At 64.3% G+C, this 17,705-nt stretch carries 17 protein-coding genes and 1 tRNA gene; 12 read left to right on the top strand and 6 right to left on the bottom strand.

Annotated features, from left to right (window positions below; all coding sequences use genetic code 11):
* Positions 1–457: 457 nt before the first annotated feature.
* The gene (locus tag ACIA48_RS29325) at positions 458–682 is read left to right on the top strand and encodes a hypothetical protein (RefSeq protein WP_396739688.1); all 225 of its coding nucleotides are present in this window, start codon (positions 458–460) and stop codon (positions 680–682) included.
* Between the two features lie 134 nt (positions 683–816).
* On the opposite strand, the gene ACIA48_RS29320 is transcribed toward ACIA48_RS29325, so the two are convergent.
* Positions 817–1,317: a nitroreductase/quinone reductase family protein gene (locus ACIA48_RS29320; protein ID WP_396739687.1), complete on the bottom strand. Its 501-nt coding sequence runs from the start codon at positions 1,315–1,317 to the stop codon at positions 817–819.
* Between the two features lie 57 nt (positions 1,318–1,374).
* Positions 1,375–1,451: transfer RNA gene (locus ACIA48_RS29315), tRNA-Leu, on the bottom strand.
* A gap of 88 nt (positions 1,452–1,539) precedes the next feature.
* On the opposite strand from ACIA48_RS29315, the gene ACIA48_RS29310 reads away from it, so the two are divergent.
* From ACIA48_RS29310 to ACIA48_RS29285, 6 genes are all read left to right on the top strand, one after another.
* Positions 1,540–2,172: an ANTAR domain-containing response regulator gene (locus ACIA48_RS29310; RefSeq protein WP_396739686.1), complete on the top strand. Its 633-nt coding sequence runs from the start codon at positions 1,540–1,542 to the stop codon at positions 2,170–2,172.
* 199 nt (positions 2,173–2,371) lie between these two features.
* Positions 2,372–3,589, top strand: coding sequence for a branched-chain amino acid ABC transporter substrate-binding protein (locus tag ACIA48_RS29305; protein WP_396739684.1), 1,218 nt, complete (start codon positions 2,372–2,374; stop codon positions 3,587–3,589).
* A gap of 82 nt (positions 3,590–3,671) precedes the next feature.
* Complete coding sequence (locus ACIA48_RS29300) at positions 3,672–4,718, top strand: branched-chain amino acid ABC transporter permease (RefSeq protein ID WP_396739682.1); 1,047 nt, start codon at positions 3,672–3,674, stop codon at positions 4,716–4,718.
* The gene (locus tag ACIA48_RS29295; RefSeq protein ID WP_396739680.1) at positions 4,715–5,905 is read left to right on the top strand and encodes a branched-chain amino acid ABC transporter permease; all 1,191 of its coding nucleotides are present in this window, start codon (positions 4,715–4,717) and stop codon (positions 5,903–5,905) included. The genes ACIA48_RS29300 and ACIA48_RS29295 overlap by 4 nt, the downstream gene beginning before the upstream one ends.
* On the top strand, positions 5,902–6,729 hold the full coding sequence (locus ACIA48_RS29290; protein ID WP_396739679.1) for an ABC transporter ATP-binding protein: 828 nt from the start codon (positions 5,902–5,904) through the stop codon (positions 6,727–6,729). Before ACIA48_RS29295 ends, ACIA48_RS29290 begins: the two co-directional genes overlap by 4 nt.
* Positions 6,713–7,456: an ABC transporter ATP-binding protein gene (locus ACIA48_RS29285; protein WP_396739678.1), complete on the top strand. Its 744-nt coding sequence runs from the start codon at positions 6,713–6,715 to the stop codon at positions 7,454–7,456. The genes ACIA48_RS29290 and ACIA48_RS29285 overlap by 17 nt, the downstream gene beginning before the upstream one ends.
* Positions 7,457–7,504: 48 nt before the next feature.
* Here ACIA48_RS29285 and ACIA48_RS29280 read toward each other — a convergent pair whose 3' ends face one another.
* The 3 genes from ACIA48_RS29280 to ACIA48_RS29270 all read right to left on the bottom strand — a co-directional run bounded on the left by ACIA48_RS29280 (position 7,505) and on the right by ACIA48_RS29270 (position 9,562).
* Positions 7,505–7,813 carry a hypothetical protein gene (locus ACIA48_RS29280; RefSeq protein ID WP_396739676.1) on the bottom strand — a complete coding sequence of 103 codons (309 nt, stop codon included), beginning with the start codon at positions 7,811–7,813 and terminating at the stop codon, positions 7,505–7,507.
* Between the two features lie 115 nt (positions 7,814–7,928).
* Positions 7,929–9,128: a lipid-transfer protein gene (locus tag ACIA48_RS29275; protein ID WP_396739674.1), complete on the bottom strand. Its 1,200-nt coding sequence runs from the start codon at positions 9,126–9,128 to the stop codon at positions 7,929–7,931.
* Complete coding sequence (locus ACIA48_RS29270) at positions 9,125–9,562, bottom strand: Zn-ribbon domain-containing OB-fold protein (RefSeq protein WP_396739672.1); 438 nt, start codon at positions 9,560–9,562, stop codon at positions 9,125–9,127. The genes ACIA48_RS29275 and ACIA48_RS29270 overlap by 4 nt, the downstream gene beginning before the upstream one ends.
* 163 nt (positions 9,563–9,725) lie before the next feature.
* On the opposite strand from ACIA48_RS29270, the gene ACIA48_RS29265 reads away from it, so the two are divergent.
* The 3 genes from ACIA48_RS29265 (at position 9,726) to polA (ending at position 13,369) form a co-directional block, all read left to right on the top strand.
* On the top strand, positions 9,726–10,103 hold the full coding sequence (locus ACIA48_RS29265) for a hypothetical protein (RefSeq protein WP_396739670.1): 378 nt from the start codon (positions 9,726–9,728) through the stop codon (positions 10,101–10,103).
* 15 nt (positions 10,104–10,118) lie between these two features.
* Entirely contained in the window at positions 10,119–10,613 is a 495-nt protein-coding gene (locus ACIA48_RS29260; RefSeq protein WP_396739669.1) for a hypothetical protein, read from the top strand.
* Positions 10,614–10,708: 95 nt separating this feature from the next.
* The gene (gene polA / locus ACIA48_RS29255) at positions 10,709–13,369 is read left to right on the top strand and encodes a DNA polymerase I (protein WP_396739900.1); all 2,661 of its coding nucleotides are present in this window, start codon (positions 10,709–10,711) and stop codon (positions 13,367–13,369) included.
* A gap of 169 nt (positions 13,370–13,538) precedes the next feature.
* Here polA and ACIA48_RS29250 read toward each other — a convergent pair whose 3' ends face one another.
* Positions 13,539–14,708: a PrsW family intramembrane metalloprotease gene (locus ACIA48_RS29250; protein ID WP_396739667.1), complete on the bottom strand. Its 1,170-nt coding sequence runs from the start codon at positions 14,706–14,708 to the stop codon at positions 13,539–13,541.
* A gap of 191 nt (positions 14,709–14,899) precedes the next feature.
* Here ACIA48_RS29250 and rpsA point away from each other — a divergent pair, with 191 nt between their 5' ends.
* Together rpsA and aztD are read left to right on the top strand one after the other, a co-directional pair.
* Entirely contained in the window at positions 14,900–16,348 is a 1,449-nt protein-coding gene (gene rpsA, locus ACIA48_RS29245; protein WP_396739666.1) for a 30S ribosomal protein S1, read from the top strand.
* 117 nt (positions 16,349–16,465) lie between these two features.
* Positions 16,466–17,704: a zinc metallochaperone AztD gene (gene aztD, locus ACIA48_RS29240; protein ID WP_396739664.1), complete on the top strand. Its 1,239-nt coding sequence runs from the start codon at positions 16,466–16,468 to the stop codon at positions 17,702–17,704.
* Position 17,705 lies beyond the last annotated feature (1 nt).

Raw genomic sequence — 17,705 nt, 5'->3', positions numbered from 1 at the left:
CGAAGTCTGCGTGATTACCGAGACTTGAATTCACACCTGTTAGGCGTCTTATCGTTACACCGCGTATTGAAAAGGTGACCCGCGGATATTGTAGATACGCGCCGGTGTTGCCGGATTTAATCAAGATCGCGATTGTGTGCGTAGCGACGCACGCATCAGACAGACGGGATCTCATAAGAGGCGCCTCTAGCTGCGTATTTGAGGAGGCGCAGTGTTCTCTCGTCCCGCTTGACAGCTCCTTTGATAGCCCGTCAATACTTTGCTAAATTTGCACATGAATGCACGAATGGATGAAGAGACAACCGAGTCGGCGTTAGGCCGAGAGTTCGCATATCTGGGTTATGGCAAGCGATTATGAACTTCTCTGTCAGTAATCTGTACGGGATTCGTGGCGGTGCGATAAATTCAATCGCAGATCCCGTGAAGTGCTCGAGGCGGGACAGAACGAGGAGTGGCCATGAGGCCCGTCGGGGACCATCCGCTGATGCGATATCAGGCCAAACGGATGGTTGCCGCAGAGCCGACTGGCATCAGTCACTCGTACGTCGGCAATTTGCTGGTACTTGCGGACGACGACAGCCGCGTGATCATCCTGTCCAGCTGGGACAGGTCGGCCGGCGGCGGTGTATACGGGGGAAGCCGTCGCGTGTCGCTCGTTCCAGCCCCCTTCATCGCAGCATAAAACGAGGGGTACCTGCTGCGGATCACCGTCCTGGTGATCCGCAGCAGGATTGCGCAAAGCAGCGGTGAAGTTCAGGGCCTCCTCAGTGGGGCCAAACCGGTGCGCGCGATGGATTTCCGCTGCGGAGTCTGTCGTTATCGCCGCCTCTGCCGAAGAACGGGAATATGACGGCCAATCGCCACCGTCTTGACGCGATAGTCCGTGTAGCCCGAATAGACCTTCTCGGCAAGCGCGTATAGGTGCGCGTACTCGTCCGGATCTGTGACTTCTGTCGCCAAGAAGTTCTCGTCACCGAGTTGACACTCGGGGTGTGCCTTCAAGTTGTAATACCACTGTGGGTTCTTAGGCCCTCCGCCGTACGACGCGATCAGGATCGCATCGGGTCCATCGTTGAAGTAAGTGACTTGCACCTCGCGCGGCTGACCCGATTTCGCACCTGTAGTCATCAACGGGGCGGTGGCAGCGCCGCCCAGGATCCATGGATAACGGCCGCCGGTTGCGCGAAACAACCACGGGTCGATGCGGGGCCAAAAGTGGCGTGCTAAGAACATTCCGGCGCGCGAACGGCCAAAGTTGTTCGTAGCTATATACCAGCGACTGCGCTTCTCGTTCGGATCAACGTGATGCAGGGGCATACCGGGACCATAGCGAGCATCACGCTGGCGATGTAGCGGTGCGACAATCGCACGTTCTGGTGCCCTCGGTGAGACTCGAACTCACACTGGACGGGTTTTGAATCCGTTTCCTCTGCCAATTGGGATACGAGGGCGTTCGCGCGTCGGCAACGCAGCGGCCTTCAACCATAGAGGATGCCCCCGAGGTCGCTGACCGCGGCCGCTACCGCCACAATGTCTTCCATGGCAGCCCCTCCCGAGTCACCGACCGGCAACGAGAAACCACGCCGCGTACTCGTCGCTGAAGACGAAGCCCTCATTCGGATGGACTTGGCCGAGATGCTGCGCGAGGAAGGCTACGAAATCGTCGGTGAGGCCGGCGACGGGCAGGAGGCTGTCGACCTGGCAGAAAGCCTGAAGCCCGACCTGGTGATCATGGACGTGAAGATGCCTCGTCGCGACGGCATCGATGCGGCGTCGGAGATTGCGGGCAAGCGGATTGCCCCGATCGTGATCCTCACCGCGTTCAGCCAGCGCGAACTCGTCGAGCGTGCTCGCGACGCCGGCGCCATGGCATATCTGGTCAAGCCGTTCAACATCAACGATCTCATCCCCGCCATCGAGGTGGCGGTGAGCCGATTCGGTGAAATCGCCGCGCTCGAGCAGGAAGTCGCCGAATTGTCGGACCGGCTGGAGACCCGGAAACTCGTCGAGCGTGCCAAGGGTTTGCTGCAGGCCAACCAGGGGATGACGGAGCCTGAGGCGTTCAAGTGGATCCAGCGCGCCGCCATGGATCGCCGGACCACCATGAAGCGCGTCGCCGAGGTCGTGCTGGAAACGCTCGACACGTCCGGGGACGCATCCCCGCCGAACTAGCGATTGACCCCGCCAACCGTTAATTGTTCGTTTCCGACACCGCAGTTTGCGCCGATCGCACACCAGATCAACACGGTCCCTTTGTCAACATCACGCACCGCAGCCATGTGTTGGCTATGGTCGTCCCGAAGCATCGCCGACGCCGCCGACCTGGGAAGGGCCGCCGATGCCGACGAAAAAATTGACCCGGAGGTGAAGCGTGCGCGGTCGCGTGGCACGGAAAGCATTTGCTATCGGTAGCGCAAGTTTGGTGGTGCTCGGCATAGCCGGCTGCCAACAACAATCCGAGCCGAGCGAGGACGGCGCGGCACCCACTGACCTGAAGATCGTCGAGCAGGTCCAGATTGACGAAAACGGCACTGAGGTCAAGCCCGCCGAAGGTGTGACACCTCTTAACCCGGCGGGTGACGGCAACGCTCAATGCCCACCGGTTTCCATCGCCATGGCGGGCGCACTCAACGGCCCGGACGCGGCGCTGGGCATCAACATCAAGAATGGCATTCAGCTCGCTGTTGACCAGCACAACGACAACAACCCCGGCTGCCAGGTGCAGCTGAAGACGTTCGACACCGAAGGCGATCCGCAGAAGGCCACGCAGGTCGCACCGCAGATCATCAACGACGCTTTCACCATCGGCCTGATCGGACCTGCCTTCTCTGGCGAGACCAACGCCACCGGTGACGTGTTCAACCAGGCCGGCCTGGTGGCTGCCACCGCATCGGCCACCAACGTCACGCTTTCCGAAAAGGGATGGAAGACCTTCTTCCGCGGGCTGGCCAATGACGGCGTGCAGGGGCCGTCGGTCGCCAACTACCTGAAGAACACGCTGGGCCACAAGAAGGTATGTGTGGTCGACGACAGCACCGACTACGGTCTGGGCCTCGCCCAGGCGGTGCGTGAAACACTCGGCCCGGTAGCCGATTCGGCGTGCAACATCTCGGTGAAGAAGGGCGACAAGGACTTCTCCGCCGCGGTGACGCAAATCAAGGGGGCCAGTCCGGACTCGGTGTTCTTCGCCGGGTACTACGCCGAGGCGGCTCCGCTCGTCCAGCAGCTCAAGGACGGTGGTTTCGAGGGCACCTTCGTGAGCGCCGACGGCACCAAGGATCCCGAGTTCGTCAAGCAGGCCGGTGAGGCGTCCAAGGACGCGATCCTGGCCTGCCCCTGCGGTCCGGCCACCGGCGCCTTCGCCGAGGAATACACGAAGGCTTTCAACCAGGAGCCAGGGACGTACAGCGTCGAGGGTTACGATCTGGGCGCGATCTTGCTGAAAGGCATCGACTCCGGCAAGATCACGCGGCCAGACCTGCTGGAGTTCGTGCGTACTTACGACGGCCAGGGGGTTGGCCGCAAGTACCAGTGGACCCCGACGGGCGAGCTGACCACGACGTTGATCTGGATCTACAAGGTCCAGTAGGAGCTGACCGAGACGCGTCCGAGACCATACGGCTCGGACGCGTTCTCGTTCGCACAGTGATTTTGCGAGGAGCCGCCGCCCGATGATTTCCCAGTGCGTGGATCACGGAGCGCAGTACGCCTGCCTGGCCGCCAACATCAACTTCAATCTCGACGGCCTGCGAAACGGCTTCTGGCAGTTGACGATCGATGGCCTGTCGTGGGGCGCGATCTATGCATTGGTGGCTGTCGGCTACACGCTGGTGTTCGGCGTGCTGCGGCTGATCAACTTCGCGCACTCCGAGATCTTCATGCTCGGCATGTTCGGTGCGTACTTCTGCCTCGACATCATCCTGGGCTTCACCCCTAGCGGCAACGACTACGAGAAGGGTGTCGCGCTCACGGTGCTTTACCTGGGCACCGCAATGCTTTTCGCGATGCTGGTGTCAGGTTCGGCGGCCGTCGGGTTGGAGTTCATCGCCTACCGGCCGCTGCGAAAACGCGGGGCACGGTCCCTGACATTCCTGATCACGGCCATCGGTATGTCGTTCGTGCTGCAGGAGTTCGTCCACTTCGTGCTGCCGAAGTTGCTCAAAGGCTACGGCGGCAGCAACGCCCAGCAACCGATCATCTTGATGCAGCCCAAGACTCAGTTCACGATCTTCGGTGCGACGGTCTCCAACGTCACGCTCGTGATCGTGGCCTCCGCGTTGGCCTTCGCGCTGCTGACCGACATGGCGATCAACCGGACCAAGTTCGGCCGCGGAATCCGCGCTGTCGCGCAGGATCCCACCACCGCCACCTTGATGGGTGTCTCGCGCGAACGCATCATCATGACGACGTTCCTGCTCGGCGGTCTGCTCGCCGGGGCGGCGGCGCTGCTGTACACGCTCAAAGTGCCTCAGGGCATCATCTACTCCGGAGGATTCCTGCTCGGCATCAAGGCGTTCTCGGCTGCGGTCCTCGGTGGTATCGGCAACCTGCGTGGCGCACTGCTCGGTGGCCTGCTACTCGGCATCATGGAGAACTACGGGCAGGCGGTGTTCGGTACGCAGTGGCGTGACGTGGTGGCGTTCGTTCTCCTCGTTCTGGTGCTGCTGATCCGGCCGACCGGAATACTCGGTGAAAGCCTCGGGAAGGCAAGAGCATGAGCGCCAGCGAGAAGCGGATGAGTCTGTCCGACAAGCTGATGGCGCCGGGCGACGGTCTTCGTCAGTGGTGGGATCGGCTGTCCCGCGTGCAGAAGTGGGGATTCGGTGTCATCGGGTTTGGGCTGTTGGCCCTGCTGCCGTTGTTCCCGCCGCCGTTCCTGAACACGCCCAACATCAGTTTCGGCGGCACGATGGCGCAGTTCGCGATGGTCGCGATCATCGCCATCGGCCTGAACGTCGTGGTCGGCCAGACCGGTCTGCTGGACCTCGGATATGTCGGGTTCTACGCCGTCGGCGCCTACACCGTCGCCCTGCTCACCAGCCCGAACAGCCCGTGGAACAGGCTCGGTCCGACGGGATGGTTCGACGAGGCCTGGGCATGGCTGGCGTGTGTCCCGTTGGCGATGGCCATCACGGCGCTGAGCGGCCTGATCCTCGGCACGCCAACGCTGCGGCTCCGTGGCGACTATCTGGCCATCGTCACGCTCGGGTTCGGCGAGATCATCCGGCTGCTGGCCGACAACCTCGCCGACATCACCAACGGCCCCCGCGGCCTCAACGAGGTGGCCTATCCGCGCGTGGGGCAGACCGAACGATTGCCCGATGGGGTGTTCTCCAGCGGGAACTCGATGGGCGACGCCAACTACGGCACGTGGTGGTTCTGGCTGGGCATCGTGATGATCGTCATCATCCTGCTGTTGGTCGGCAACTTGGAGCGCAGCCGGGTCGGGCGCGCATGGGTGGCCATCCGTGAGGACGAGGACGCCGCGGAAGTGATGGGTGTCAACACATTCAAGTTCAAACTATGGGCGTTCGTGATCGGCGCCGCGATCGGCGGGTTGTCCGGTGCGCTGTATGCCGGCCAAGTGCAGTTCGTCGCGCCGCCGACGTTCAACATCATCAACTCGATGCTGTTCCTGTGCGCGGTGGTGCTCGGCGGGCAGGGCAACAAACTAGGCGTGGTGTTCGGCGCGTTCATCATCGTCTACCTGCCGAACCGTCTTCTCGGCGTTGAATTGCTCGGGATCAACCTCGGTGACCTGAAATACCTGTTCTTCGGGATGGCACTCGTGGCGCTGATGATCTTCCGGCCCCAGGGCTTGTTCCCGGCCCGTCAGCAGCTGCTCGCGTACGGCAAAGCCGCACGCGAGTTCCTGCGGTCGCCGGAGAAGGAGTCGGCGAAGTGAGCATCGAGGAGCTGGCAGGGGTCCACCGCGAGATCGAGGCGGCCGAGGGCGAAACACTCCTGCAGACAAAGGATTTGACGGTCAAATTCGGCGGCCTCACCGCGCTCGATTCGGTGACGTTCGACATCCGTCGCGGCGAGATCCTCGGCATGATCGGCCCGAACGGCGCGGGCAAGACCACCTGCTTCAACGCCATCACCGGGGTGTACCGGCCGACCTCCGGCACGGTCACGTTCGATGGTGCTCCATTGGGCCGCATCAAGCGCCACCAGATCACCCGCCGCGGGATCGCGCGCACGTTCCAGAACATCCGGTTGTGGGGCGAGATGACCGCGCTGGAGAACGTCATGGTCGGCACGGACGCACGGCACTTCACCTCGGTGCCGGGCGCGCTGGTGCGCACGCCGCGCCATCGACGTGAGGAGCGCTCGGCGATCGAACGTTCGGCGGCCCTGCTGCATTTCGTGGGTATCGCCCATCGCGGCGAGGAGAAGGCCAAGAACCTGCCCTACGGTGATCAGCGGCGGCTGGAGATCGCGCGAGCGCTGGCCACCGAGCCGAAGCTGCTCTGCCTCGACGAGCCCGCCGCTGGCTTCAACCCCCGCGAGAAGGCTGCGCTGATCGAGTTGATCCAGAAGATCCGTGACGACGGCTACACGGTGCTGCTGATCGAGCACGACATGCGGCTGGTCATGGGGGTGACCGACCGGATCGTCGTGCTGGAGTTCGGGCGCAAGATCGCCGACGGTCTGCCCGCCGAGATCCGCGAGGACCCCAAGGTCATTGCGGCGTATTTGGGAGTTCCCGATGACGACAGCGAATGACGAACGGCCGGTGCTGCTCGAGGTGCGCGACCTCGTCGTGCAGTACGGGCGGATCCGTGCGCTGCACGGCATCTCGTTGCAGGTGCGCGAGGGCGAGCTGGTGACACTGCTCGGCTCCAACGGCGCGGGCAAGACGACGACGATGCGGGCCATCTCGGGCCTGCTGCCGCTGACGTCGGGTTCGGTGTGGTTCGACGGACAGGACATCTCCAGGGTCAAGGCGCACCAGCGGGCCATCAAAGGCTTGGTGCAGGCCCCGGAGGGTCGCGGTGTTTTCCCAGGTATGACGGTCGTTGAGAACCTTGAAATGGGTTGCTATGGAAGGAAGTTTGCTTCCAAGGCCGAACACCGGGAGCGACTCGACTGGATTCTGGAGACGTTCCCCCGGCTGGCGGAACGCCGCAGTCAGGTCGGCGGGACGTTGTCCGGAGGTGAGCAGCAGATGCTGGCGATCGGTCGGGCGCTGATGGCGCGACCGAAGGTCCTGCTGCTCGACGAGCCGTCGATGGGCTTGGCGCCGATGGTGATATCGCAGATCTTCAAGATCATCGCCGAGATCAACTCCGGGGGCACCACGGTCCTTCTGGTGGAACAGAATGCGCAGCAGGCGCTGAGCCGGTCCGACCGCGCCTACATTCTGGAGACCGGCGAAGTCACCCGCACCGGTGATGCGCGGGAACTGTTGGCGGACGACAGTATTCGTGCCGCCTATCTCGGCGTCGCCTGAGGTCCAGCGCCGCGAGCGTGCGTGTCTGCGGCCGACACGCCGCGTTGATTACTGACTTATCGCACGCTCGATGGCGTCGAGAACCTCCATCTGGCTCGACGGCACACCAATGTGCATCACCACGTCGTCGCCAGTTGCTTCGAAATCGAAGGTGAAGAACGAGCAGCACTCGGACTCGCGACGGGCCAGATCGCGCGCGGCTGACTCGACGCTCGACGGAATCGTCAGATCCAACCGAAGACCGCTCACTCGCTCGGATCGCGTGACCCAGGTAAACAAGTCATCGAATTCCGCGACTCGCAGAGGACGCTCCGGCGTTGGCAGCGTGCAGGCGTCGGGTGCCCAGTCTTCCGGCATATTCGCAGGGTAACCCTCGCCACTCGTCCGTCGACGTCCGAGCGTGCGCGAACTTCGGCTAAGGGACGGCGTGTGGGCCTCAGACACGCACGCTCGCGCGAACGAGACACGGACGCTAGCGCGCGACGACCACCGAGGAGCCGTGTCCGAACAATCCCTGGTTCGCGGTGACGCCGACCTTGGCACCCTCGACCTGACGGCCGGTGGCTTGACCCTTGAGCTGCCAGGTGAGCTCGCAGACCTGCGCGATCGCCTGGGCCGGGATGGCCTCACCGAAGCAGGCAAGGCCGCCGGACGCGTTGACGGGGATCTTGCCGCCGATCGTCGTTGCACCGCTGCGCAGCAACTTCTCCGCCTCACCCTTGGGGCACAGTCCGAGGTGCTCGTACCAGTCCAACTCCAGCGCGGTCGACAGGTCGTAAACCTCTGCGAGGCTGAGGTCCTCAGGTCCGATGCCGGCTTCGGCGTAGGCCGCGTCGAGGATCTGATCCTTGAACACGCGATCGGGCGCGGGCACCGCCGCGGTGGAATCCGTGGCGATGTCCGGCAATTCGGGCAGATGCTGCGGATACTGCGGGGTCTGAAGGCTTACTGCGCGCACCGAGGGCACACCCTCGAGCGACCCGAGATGCTTCTCGGCGAACGATTTGCTGGCCACGATCAGCGCGGCCGCGCCGTCGGACGTCGCGCAGATGTCAAGCAGCCGAAGCGGATCCGAGACAACCGGGCTGGCCAGCACGTCGTCGACCGAGCTCTCCTTGCGGTAGCGCGCGTTCGGATTGTCCAGTCCGTGCTTGGCGTTCTTGACCTTCACCTGGGCGAAATCCTCGAGCGTCGCGCCGTAGAGGTCCATACGCCGCCGCGCCAGCAGCGCGAAATACACCGTGTTCGTAGCGCCGATCAAATGGAAGCGCTGCCAGTCGGGATCGTTCTTGCGTTCGCCGCCGACCGGGGCGAAGAAGCCCTTGGGTGTGGTGTCCGCGCCGATCACCAATGCGACGTCACAGAACCCGGCGAGGATCTGGGCGCGCGCGCTCTGCAGCGCTTGCGAACCGCTCGCACATGCCGCGTAGCTCGAGGTGACGGGAACGCCGTTCCATCCCAGCTTCTGCGCGAACGTCGCGCCCGCGACGAATCCCGGATAGCCGTTGCGGATGGTATCGGCACCCGCGACGAGCTGAATCTGGCGCCAGTCCAGGCCCGCTTCTGCGAGTGCGGCGCGGGCGGCGACGACGCCGTACTCGGTGAAATCGCGACCCCACTTACCCCACGGGTGCATTCCCGCACCCAGGATGTACACCGGATCCGGACTCATGACGCGATCCTCCAGGCGTGCACGACGCGTTCGATGCCGTCGTCGTCGACGAACAGCGGCATGGTGGTCAGTTCCATCTCGATGCCGACCTTCAGATCGGCCGCCAGGGTGCCCTCCACGACCTTGCCCAGCACGATCAGGCCCTCGTCGGCCAACTGAACGGCGGCCACGGCGAACGGCTCGAACGGATCCGGTGACGGATACGGGGGCGGTGGGGCGTAACGATTTTCGGTGTAGCTCCACAGTGTTCCGCGACGGGACAGCGGTACCTGAGCCAACTCGTCGCCTTCACAGGCGGGATTGGGGCAGTTGTTGGCACGTGGGGGGAACACGAACGTCCCGCACAGGTGGCACTTGCTGCCGATCAAATAGGCGCCGCCTGATTCGTCGGTGGCGAACCACCCGTCGACCGCGGGCTGAGTAGATGCTGACACGCGGTCAGCCTAACGAAACCGGCCGCGGAACTGAAACGTGTTCCAGTTTGGTCGGCCTTGTCTGCGGCGGATCGCTACTTGGGATCGGTAGCCGCGGCCACGGTCTGTACTGAATGCATCGGCGCTGCCAATGAGGCGGAGCCCACGAAATTGGAGGCCATCAATGGGATTCTTCGACAAGGCAAAGCAGGCCGCACAGCAGGCAAGTCAGGCATTCGCACCGCCGCAGAACGACGGACAGGTCCACGTCAAAGGCGCTGGACTGATCGACCCCGCCATACTCGGCGGCCCGTCGACCCGCTCGGTGTCGACCGACGATCCGATCTGGCAGCCCATCAACGGCATCTCGCTGCAGGACTACGCCGAGCTGGCCCGTGACGCCCAGGCCCGCGGCATCAACGACGAGGCCGGAATGATCACCCTGTCGCAGGAGCGCGGCTGGGATCCGGCGGACACGAAGGCCGCGCTCGACGGCTGGGTGCAGCGGATGGGCCAGTCGATGGCCGTCGGTCAGCAGTTTCGCAAGTTCCTCGGCTACTGATCGAGGTTGGTCTGTATGCCAAACCCGTTCAAGGACTGGGCCCGAATGTACGGCGCCAACAAGCAGTACCTGGCGTCGCAGGGCCGCCCGTCGTCGTTCTTCGGCCAGATCGGGGACATCCCGAACCGCAGTCATGAGGCCGCCGATGCCAGTGAGATCGGCGTGAAGATGCTGCGCCATTCGCAGCTGACGAACGGCGGCGGCGTCCCCGCCACCGTCACCGTCGAAGGCGTCTGGCAGGTCGGGTCCTATATGAACATGTCGCCGGTCCTGCGGATTCAGGTGCAAGTGCAGCGCGAGGACCGCACTCCGCCCTACGGCGCTGTCTTCGATGAGGTCGTCGCCCAGATGCACATCGCACGGGTTCAACCGGAGATGACGCTCGCGGTGTTCGTCGACCCGCAAAATCCGACGGACATGGCGATCGATTGGATCCGGACCGGACAGCTGGGGCCACCGCCGCCCGGTTCGACGCCCGGACCTGGGGCACCGGGGGCTCGACAGATTTAGCGCGTCGGCGGCTACAGCGTGTCGGCGGCGGTGCATAGAGTAGGGCCGTGACCGCGAGCGCAACGACTGAGAAGGCAACCGAAAAGCCGACATTGATGCTGCTGGACGGCAATTCGTTGGCGTTCCGGGCGTTCTACGCGCTGCCCGCCGAGAACTTCAAGACCCAGGGTGGTCTGACCACCAATGCGGTCTACGGCTTCACCGCGATGCTGATCAACCTGCTGCGCGACGAGCAGCCCACGCACATCGCGGCAGCGTTCGACGTATCCCGACAGACGTTCCGCAAGGAGAAATACCCGGAGTACAAGGAGGGGCGATCGTCGACGCCCGACGAGTTCCGCGGCCAGATCGACATCACCAAAGAGGTCCTGGGCGCGCTCGGCATCACGGTGCTGGCGGAGGCCGGGTTCGAGGCCGACGACATCATCGCGACGCTTGCGACGCAGGCCGAGGACGAGGGTCACCGGGTTCTGGTGGTGACCGGTGACCGGGATGCGCTGCAGCTTGTCAGTGACGACGTCACCGTGCTGTATCCGCGCAAGGGGGTCAGCGAGCTGACCCGGTTCACCCCGGAGGCCGTGCTGGAGAAGTACGGGCTCACCCCGCAGCAGTACCCGGACTTCGCGGCACTGCGCGGCGACCCGAGCGACAACCTGCCCGGCATCCCGGGTGTGGGGGAGAAGACGGCCACCAAATGGATCGCCGAATACGGGTCGCTGCAGACGCTGGTCGACCAGGTGGACACCGTCAAGGGCAAGGTCGGTGACGCGCTGCGGGCGCACCTGTCGGGTGTGGTCCTCAACCGTGAGCTGACCGAGCTGGTCAAGGACGTGCCGCTGGCCCAGACGCCCGACACGCTGCGGATGCAGCCGTGGGATCGCGACCACATCCACCGGCTGTTCGACGATCTCGAATTCCGGGTCTTACGCGACCGGCTGTTCGACACGCTGGCCTCCGCGGACCCCGAGGTCGACCAAGGCTTCGACGTGCGCGGCGGCGCGCTCGAAGCCGGCGAGCTGACGGGCTGGCTGGCCGAACACGGATCCGGCAAGCGATTTGGGATGGCCGTCGTCGGTACCCATTTGGCGTTCGACGCCGACGCGACCGCGCTGGCGATCGTCGCGTCCGACGGTGACGGCCGCTATCTCGACACCGCGACCCTGCAGGCCGACGACGAGGCGGCGCTCGCGTCGTGGCTGGCCGATCCGAGCCAGCCGAAGGCGCTGCATGAGGCCAAGCTGGCGATGCACGACCTCGAAGGTCGCGGCTGGAAGCTGGCCGGGGTCACCTCCGACACCGCACTGGCCGCGTACCTGGTGCGGCCGGGTCAGCGGAGTTTCGCGCTCGACGATCTTTCGCTGCGGTATCTGAAACGCGAACTCCGCGCGGATACCCCTGAGCAGCAACAGCTTTCGCTGCTAGACGACAGCGATGGCGTCGACGAGCAGGCCGTGCAGACGGTGATCCTCCGCGCGAGTGCCGTGATGGACCTCGCCGACGCACTGGATGAAGAGCTGGCGCGGATCGACTCGTCGTCGCTACTGGGCAACATGGAGCTGCCGGTGCAGCGGGCGCTCGCCGAGATGGAGTCGGCGGGTATCGCCGTCGACCTGAAGCAGCTCTCCGAACTGCAGAGCGAGTTCGCCGACCAGATCCGCGACGCCGCGGAGGCGGCCTACGGGGTCATCGGCAAGCAGATCAACCTCGGCTCACCGAAACAGCTGCAGGTCGTGCTGTTCGACGAGTTGGAGATGCCGAAGACCAAGCGCACCAAGACCGGCTACACCACCGACGCGGACGCGCTGCAGGGTCTCTTCGACAAGACCGGGCATCCGTTCCTGCAGCACCTGCTTACCCACCGCGATGCGACGCGGCTCAAGGTCACCGTCGACGGGCTGCTCAACGCGGTGGCATCGGACGGCCGCATCCATACAACGTTCAATCAGACCATCGCCGCGACGGGCCGCCTGTCGTCGACCGAGCCGAACCTGCAGAACATCCCCATCCGCACCGAAGCGGGCCGGCGGATCCGCGACGCATTCGTCGTCGGCAAGGGTTACGCCGAGCTGATGACGGCTGACTACAGCCAGATCGAAATGCGGATCATGGCGCACCTCTCCAAGGACGAAGGCCTCATCGAGGCGTTCAACACCGGCGAGGACCTGCACTCGTTCGTGGCGTCGCGTGCGTTCGGCGTGCCGATCGACGAGGTCACCGCGGAGTTGCGGCGCCGGGTGAAGGCGATGTCGTACGGCCTGGCCTACGGGCTGAGCGCCTACGGTCTGGCCGCCCAGCTGAAGATCAGCACCGAAGAAGCCAAAGAACAGATGGAGCAGTACTTCGACCGGTTCGGCGGCATCCGCGACTACCTGCGCGACGTCGTCGACCAGGCGCGCAAGGACGGCTACACGTCGACGGTGTTCGGTAGGCGCCGCTACCTGCCGGAGCTGGACAGCAGCAACCGAAACGTGCGTGAGGCAGCCGAGCGCGCCGCGCTCAACGCACCGATCCAGGGCAGCGCGGCCGACATCATCAAGGTCGCGATGATCCACGTCGACGACGCGCTCAAGGACGCGAAGCTGAAGTCGCGGATGTTGCTACAGGTGCACGATGAGCTGCTGTTCGAGATCGCCGATGGTGAGCGCGACGTGGTCGAGAAGCTGGTCCGCGAGCAGATGGGCAACGCCTATCCGCTCGACGTCCCGCTGGAGGTCTCCGTCGGCTACGGCCGAAGCTGGGACGCCGCAGCGCACTAGCGCGAAAGAGCGGATCGAGCGGTGCAGGAACAGCGCCGTCGCGGGCCGATCGCAATGTCACCCTGACAGCCGGTTCGTGCATATATATCCATGCCGGCGCCGTCAGGCTGACATTGCGTAGCCGCCTGGAGTCGAAAAAGCCCGGCCTGCAAGCAACGCGGCAAACGGTTTACCTCACCGGCGGAGCGTTGAACCCTACAAGTCCGGCCAGCGCGGGCGTTTCCAGGCGCGCGGCGTGGACCCGGTGCGCCTCTTCGGTCTGCATCGCGTAGATGCGCTCGTCGCCGAAACCGCGGTCGATGCGGTCGCGCACGAAGGCCAGTTCCACGACCTGGGCGGCGAACGCCTTGACCGCTTTGCCTGCCGGTTTACCGCCGGTTCGACTCGCGTGCGCGATCGCCAGCTTGCGATTCTTGATCGAGTTCAGCCACGTCGCCTCACTGGGCGTGACGAGTTGGGCGGCCACCATGCCGGGGAGTTTCTCGGCGACGATTCGCTGCTCTTTCTTGCGGCTGCGTACCCCAAGCGCGATCGCGAATACGAAGACCGGCACCATCCAGAAGACGTAGACCGCCAGGTAGGTCTCGGGCCCGATCACCGACGAGCCGTTCCACAGACCGTGCATGATGACCGCCCCGGCGTACCCGAGCAGGATGAAGAAGAACTTTGCGACCGGATTGCGGTTCTGCAGGGCGAACCAGACGCCGATCGCGAACATGGTGGTGAACAGCGAGTGCGCGAACGGGCCCATGATCAGCCGGACGCCCGCTGTCAGCAGGGAGTCGCCCAGTGTCTCGCCGCCTGCGATGTAGAGGATGTCCTCCAGCCAGGCGAAACCGGCGCCGACGAAGCCCGCGTACACCAGGCAGTCGGTCAGGGAATTGAGCTCGTTGCGTCGCCGGCCAGTCATCATGAGCAGCAGAAAAGCGCCCTTGGCGGCCTCTTCGATGACGGGCGCGCCGATCGCGATCGACACCCACGCGTTGTCCTCCGACCCGGGCTGTTGGATCAGCGCGTCCAGGAAGAGGCCGATGATCACCGACAGGATCACGGCGACCGACGCTCCCCAGAGAAACGCGAAAATCAGCAGGCGGGGCGGTTCCGGTTCCCACCGGTCAAGCCAGATGTAGGCGAAGACGACGACGCCGATCGCCACCCCGGACAGCACGAATCCGACCGATGCCCCCACCGGATTCAGGGCGGTCAGCCCGATGACGATCAGCCCCGCGAGGATGCCGAGCAGGATTAGCACGCCCAGCGGTGCTCCGACTTGTCGAATCTTGCGCTCGAAGGGTGGTCGAATCGACCAGGGCTGCTGCGGAGGACCGGCGTATGCCACGTAGGCAGGGTAATCAAGGATGGGGCCGCGCGAGGGCTTCCTGGACCGGGTTTGTCCAGCATGTACCCAGTCGAGTAACCTCTACGGGTACCTGTTTGTGGTTTTTCGTGGGCTTACTGCCCGTCCACGCCGGGAACACCCAATAACAATCACTGTCCCTACGACCAAACCTGTCCGGAGCAACCCACCACATGCCAAGTCCCTCCGTCACCTCGCCGCAAGTAGCCGTCAACGACATCGGCTCGGCCGAGGACTTTCTTGCCGCCATCGACAAAACCATCAAATACTTCAACGATGGCGACATCGTCGAGGGGACCATCGTCAAGGTTGACCGTGACGAAGTCCTGCTCGACATCGGTTACAAGACCGAAGGCGTCATTCCTTCCCGTGAGCTCTCCATCAAGCACGACGTCGACCCCAACGAGGTCGTCTCCGTCGGCGATGAGGTCGAAGCCCTGGTCCTCACCAAGGAGGACAAGGAAGGCCGCCTGATCCTGTCCAAGAAGCGCGCTCAGTACGAGCGGGCCTGGGGCACCATCGAAGAGCTCAAGGAGAAGGACGAGGCCGTCAAGGGCACCGTCATCGAGGTCGTCAAGGGCGGCCTGATCCTCGACATCGGCCTGCGCGGCTTCCTGCCCGCGTCGCTTGTCGAGATGCGTCGTGTCCGCGATCTGCAGCCGTATATCGGCAAGGAGATCGAGGCCAAGATCATCGAGCTCGACAAGAACCGCAACAACGTGGTGCTGAGCCGCCGCGCCTGGCTGGAGCAGACGCAGTCCGAGGTGCGCAGCGAGTTCCTCAACCAGCTGCAGAAGGGCGCCATCCGCAAGGGTGTCGTCTCGTCGATCGTCAACTTCGGCGCGTTCGTCGATCTCGGCGGTGTCGACGGCCTGGTGCACGTTTCCGAGCTGTCCTGGAAGCACATCGACCATCCGTCCGAGGTCGTCCAGGTGGGCGACGAGGTCACCGTCGAGGTGCTCGACGTCGACATGGATCGCGAGCGGGTTTCGCTGTCGCTCAAGGCGACGCAGGAAGATCCGTGGCGTCACTTCGCCCGCACGCATGCGATCGGTCAGATCGTTCCGGGCAAGGTCACCAAGCTGGTGCCGTTCGGTGCGTTCGTCCGCGTCGAGGAGGGCATCGAGGGTCTGGTGCACATCTCGGAGCTGTCCGAGCGTCACGTCGAGGTCCCGGACCAGGTGGTTCAGGTCGGCGACGACGCGATGGTCAAGGTCATCGACATCGACCTGGAGCGTCGCCGCATCTCGCTGAGCCTCAAGCAGGCCAACGAGGACTACACCGAGGAGTTCGACCCGTCGAAGTACGGCATGGCCGACAGCTACGACGAGGCGGGCAACTACATCTTCCCCGAGGGCTTCGACTCCGAGACCAACGAATGGCTCGAGGGTTTCGAGAAGCAGCGTGAGGAGTGGGAGTCGCGCTACGCCGAGGCGGAGCGTCGCCACAAGATGCACACCGCGCAGATGGAGAAATTCGCCGCGGCCGAGGCAGCAGCTGCCGCGGAGGCTCCGCGGTCGTCCAACGGATCGTCGAGTTCGGGCGAGCCCGCCGCCGGCGGTTCGCTCGCCAGCGATGCCCAGTTGGCGGCTCTGCGCGAGAAGCTCGCAGGCAACGCCTAACGGTTCAGCTCAAAGGAGCGCCCCGACTCGCAAGGGTTGGGGCGTTTCTTTTTGCCTGCATAAGATGCACATATTGCTTTTTGACAATCATTTTCATTAACGCGTTGGATCGTCGGTATGACGACGACGCGAGCATTGGCGATCCTGTCCCTGACGATCCTCGCAGCGGGCTGCGGCACGCCCACCGAAACCGAGGCCGAATCTTCGACCACGCCCGCGCCGACGACGGCGGCGCCCACCGAACAGTCCTCGGCCACCCCGCGACTGGCGCTGAGCTACGACGGCGGCGTGCTGGTCGTTGATGCCGAGACGCTCGACCGGGTCGCCGACATTCCCGTCGAGGGGTTCGTGCGGCTGAACTCGGCCGCCAACGGCCGCCACGTCCTCGTATCGCAGTCCGACGGCTTCGCGGTGTTGGACATGGGCACCTGGTCCGACGGGCACGGCGATCACCATCACTACTACACTGCCGCTCCTGAATTGACCGACATCCGGTTCGGCGGCGCGGAACCCGGCCACGTCGTGGCCCATGACGATCGACTCACCCTCTTCAGCGACGGCACGGGCGCCGTTGATGTGGTTGATCCCAACGATTTACTGGTCGGGGAGGACGACGTGTGGCATGCGGCTACGCGGCCGCCCCACCACGGCGTTGCGGTCGCGCGGGCCGATCGCAGCATCGTCGTCAGCGTCGGCGATGAGGAAACACGTTCCGGCATCGAGATTCTCGACTCGGCCGGACAGCCGACCGTGAGCAACAACGAGTGTCCCGGGCTGCACGGTGAGGCCGCGGCGGCGGACGGTGTGCTGACCTTCGGATGTGAGGACGGCATCGTCATGGTGCGGGGCAGCGAGATTCGCAAGGTCGACAGCCCCGACCCCTACGGCCGGATCGGCAATCAGTCCGGGAGCGAAGCCTCGCACATCGTGCTCGGCGACTACAAGACTGATCCAGAGGCGGAACTCGAACGACCACAACAGTTCTCGCTGACCGACACGAGGACGGGTACCATCCGGATCGTGCCGATGGGCGCGAGCTACAGCTTCCGCTCGTTGGAGCGAGGGCCCGCCGGCGAAGCCGTGATTCTCGGCACCGACGGCGCACTGCATGTGTTCGATCCGGTCACCGCCGAGCGCGTCGGCCACTTCAAGGTGATCGACGCATGGACCGAACCCGACGAGTGGCAGTCGCCGATGCCGAATCTGCACGTGCAGGAGGGCACCGCCTACATCAGCGATCCGAACGCTCGCCGCTTGCTCGCCGTGAACCTCGGGGACGGCGCTCCCGTCGGTTCGGTCGTGGCCGAGAAGACTCTGGACCAGTCCACTATCGAGCTCACCGGCGTCGAGGGATGAG

The sequence above is a fragment of the Mycobacterium sp. NPDC051804 genome (assembly GCF_044452905.1).
GTDB lineage: Bacteria > Actinomycetota > Actinomycetes > Mycobacteriales > Mycobacteriaceae > Mycobacterium.
Note: the sequence above shows the minus strand (reverse complement) of the source record. Positions and strands in the feature narration are given on the sequence as shown.

What these genes read in the sequence shown, in the direction of transcription:
- ACIA48_RS29310 (WP_396739686.1), top strand. Translation starts at nt 1,540, where the DNA reads ATGGCAGCCCCTCCCGAGTCACCGACCGGCAACGAGAAACCACGCCGC.
- aztD (WP_396739664.1), top strand. Translation starts at nt 16,466, where the DNA reads ATGACGACGACGCGAGCATTGGCGATCCTGTCCCTGACGATCCTCGCA.
- ACIA48_RS29265 (WP_396739670.1), top strand. Translation starts at nt 9,726, where the DNA reads ATGGGATTCTTCGACAAGGCAAAGCAGGCCGCACAGCAGGCAAGTCAG.
- ACIA48_RS29300 (WP_396739682.1), top strand. Translation starts at nt 3,672, where the DNA reads ATGATTTCCCAGTGCGTGGATCACGGAGCGCAGTACGCCTGCCTGGCC.
- ACIA48_RS29275 (WP_396739674.1), bottom strand. Translation starts at nt 9,128, where the DNA reads ATGAGTCCGGATCCGGTGTACATCCTGGGTGCGGGAATGCACCCGTGG.
- ACIA48_RS29260 (WP_396739669.1), top strand. Translation starts at nt 10,119, where the DNA reads ATGCCAAACCCGTTCAAGGACTGGGCCCGAATGTACGGCGCCAACAAG.
- polA (WP_396739900.1), top strand. Translation starts at nt 10,709, where the DNA reads ATGCTGCTGGACGGCAATTCGTTGGCGTTCCGGGCGTTCTACGCGCTG.
- ACIA48_RS29285 (WP_396739678.1), top strand. Translation starts at nt 6,713, where the DNA reads ATGACGACAGCGAATGACGAACGGCCGGTGCTGCTCGAGGTGCGCGAC.
- rpsA (WP_396739666.1), top strand. Translation starts at nt 14,900, where the DNA reads ATGCCAAGTCCCTCCGTCACCTCGCCGCAAGTAGCCGTCAACGACATC.
- ACIA48_RS29295 (WP_396739680.1), top strand. Translation starts at nt 4,715, where the DNA reads ATGAGCGCCAGCGAGAAGCGGATGAGTCTGTCCGACAAGCTGATGGCG.
- ACIA48_RS29320 (WP_396739687.1), bottom strand. Translation starts at nt 1,317, where the DNA reads ATGCCCCTGCATCACGTTGATCCGAACGAGAAGCGCAGTCGCTGGTAT.
- ACIA48_RS29280 (WP_396739676.1), bottom strand. Translation starts at nt 7,813, where the DNA reads ATGCCGGAAGACTGGGCACCCGACGCCTGCACGCTGCCAACGCCGGAG.
- ACIA48_RS29325 (WP_396739688.1), top strand. Translation starts at nt 458, where the DNA reads ATGAGGCCCGTCGGGGACCATCCGCTGATGCGATATCAGGCCAAACGG.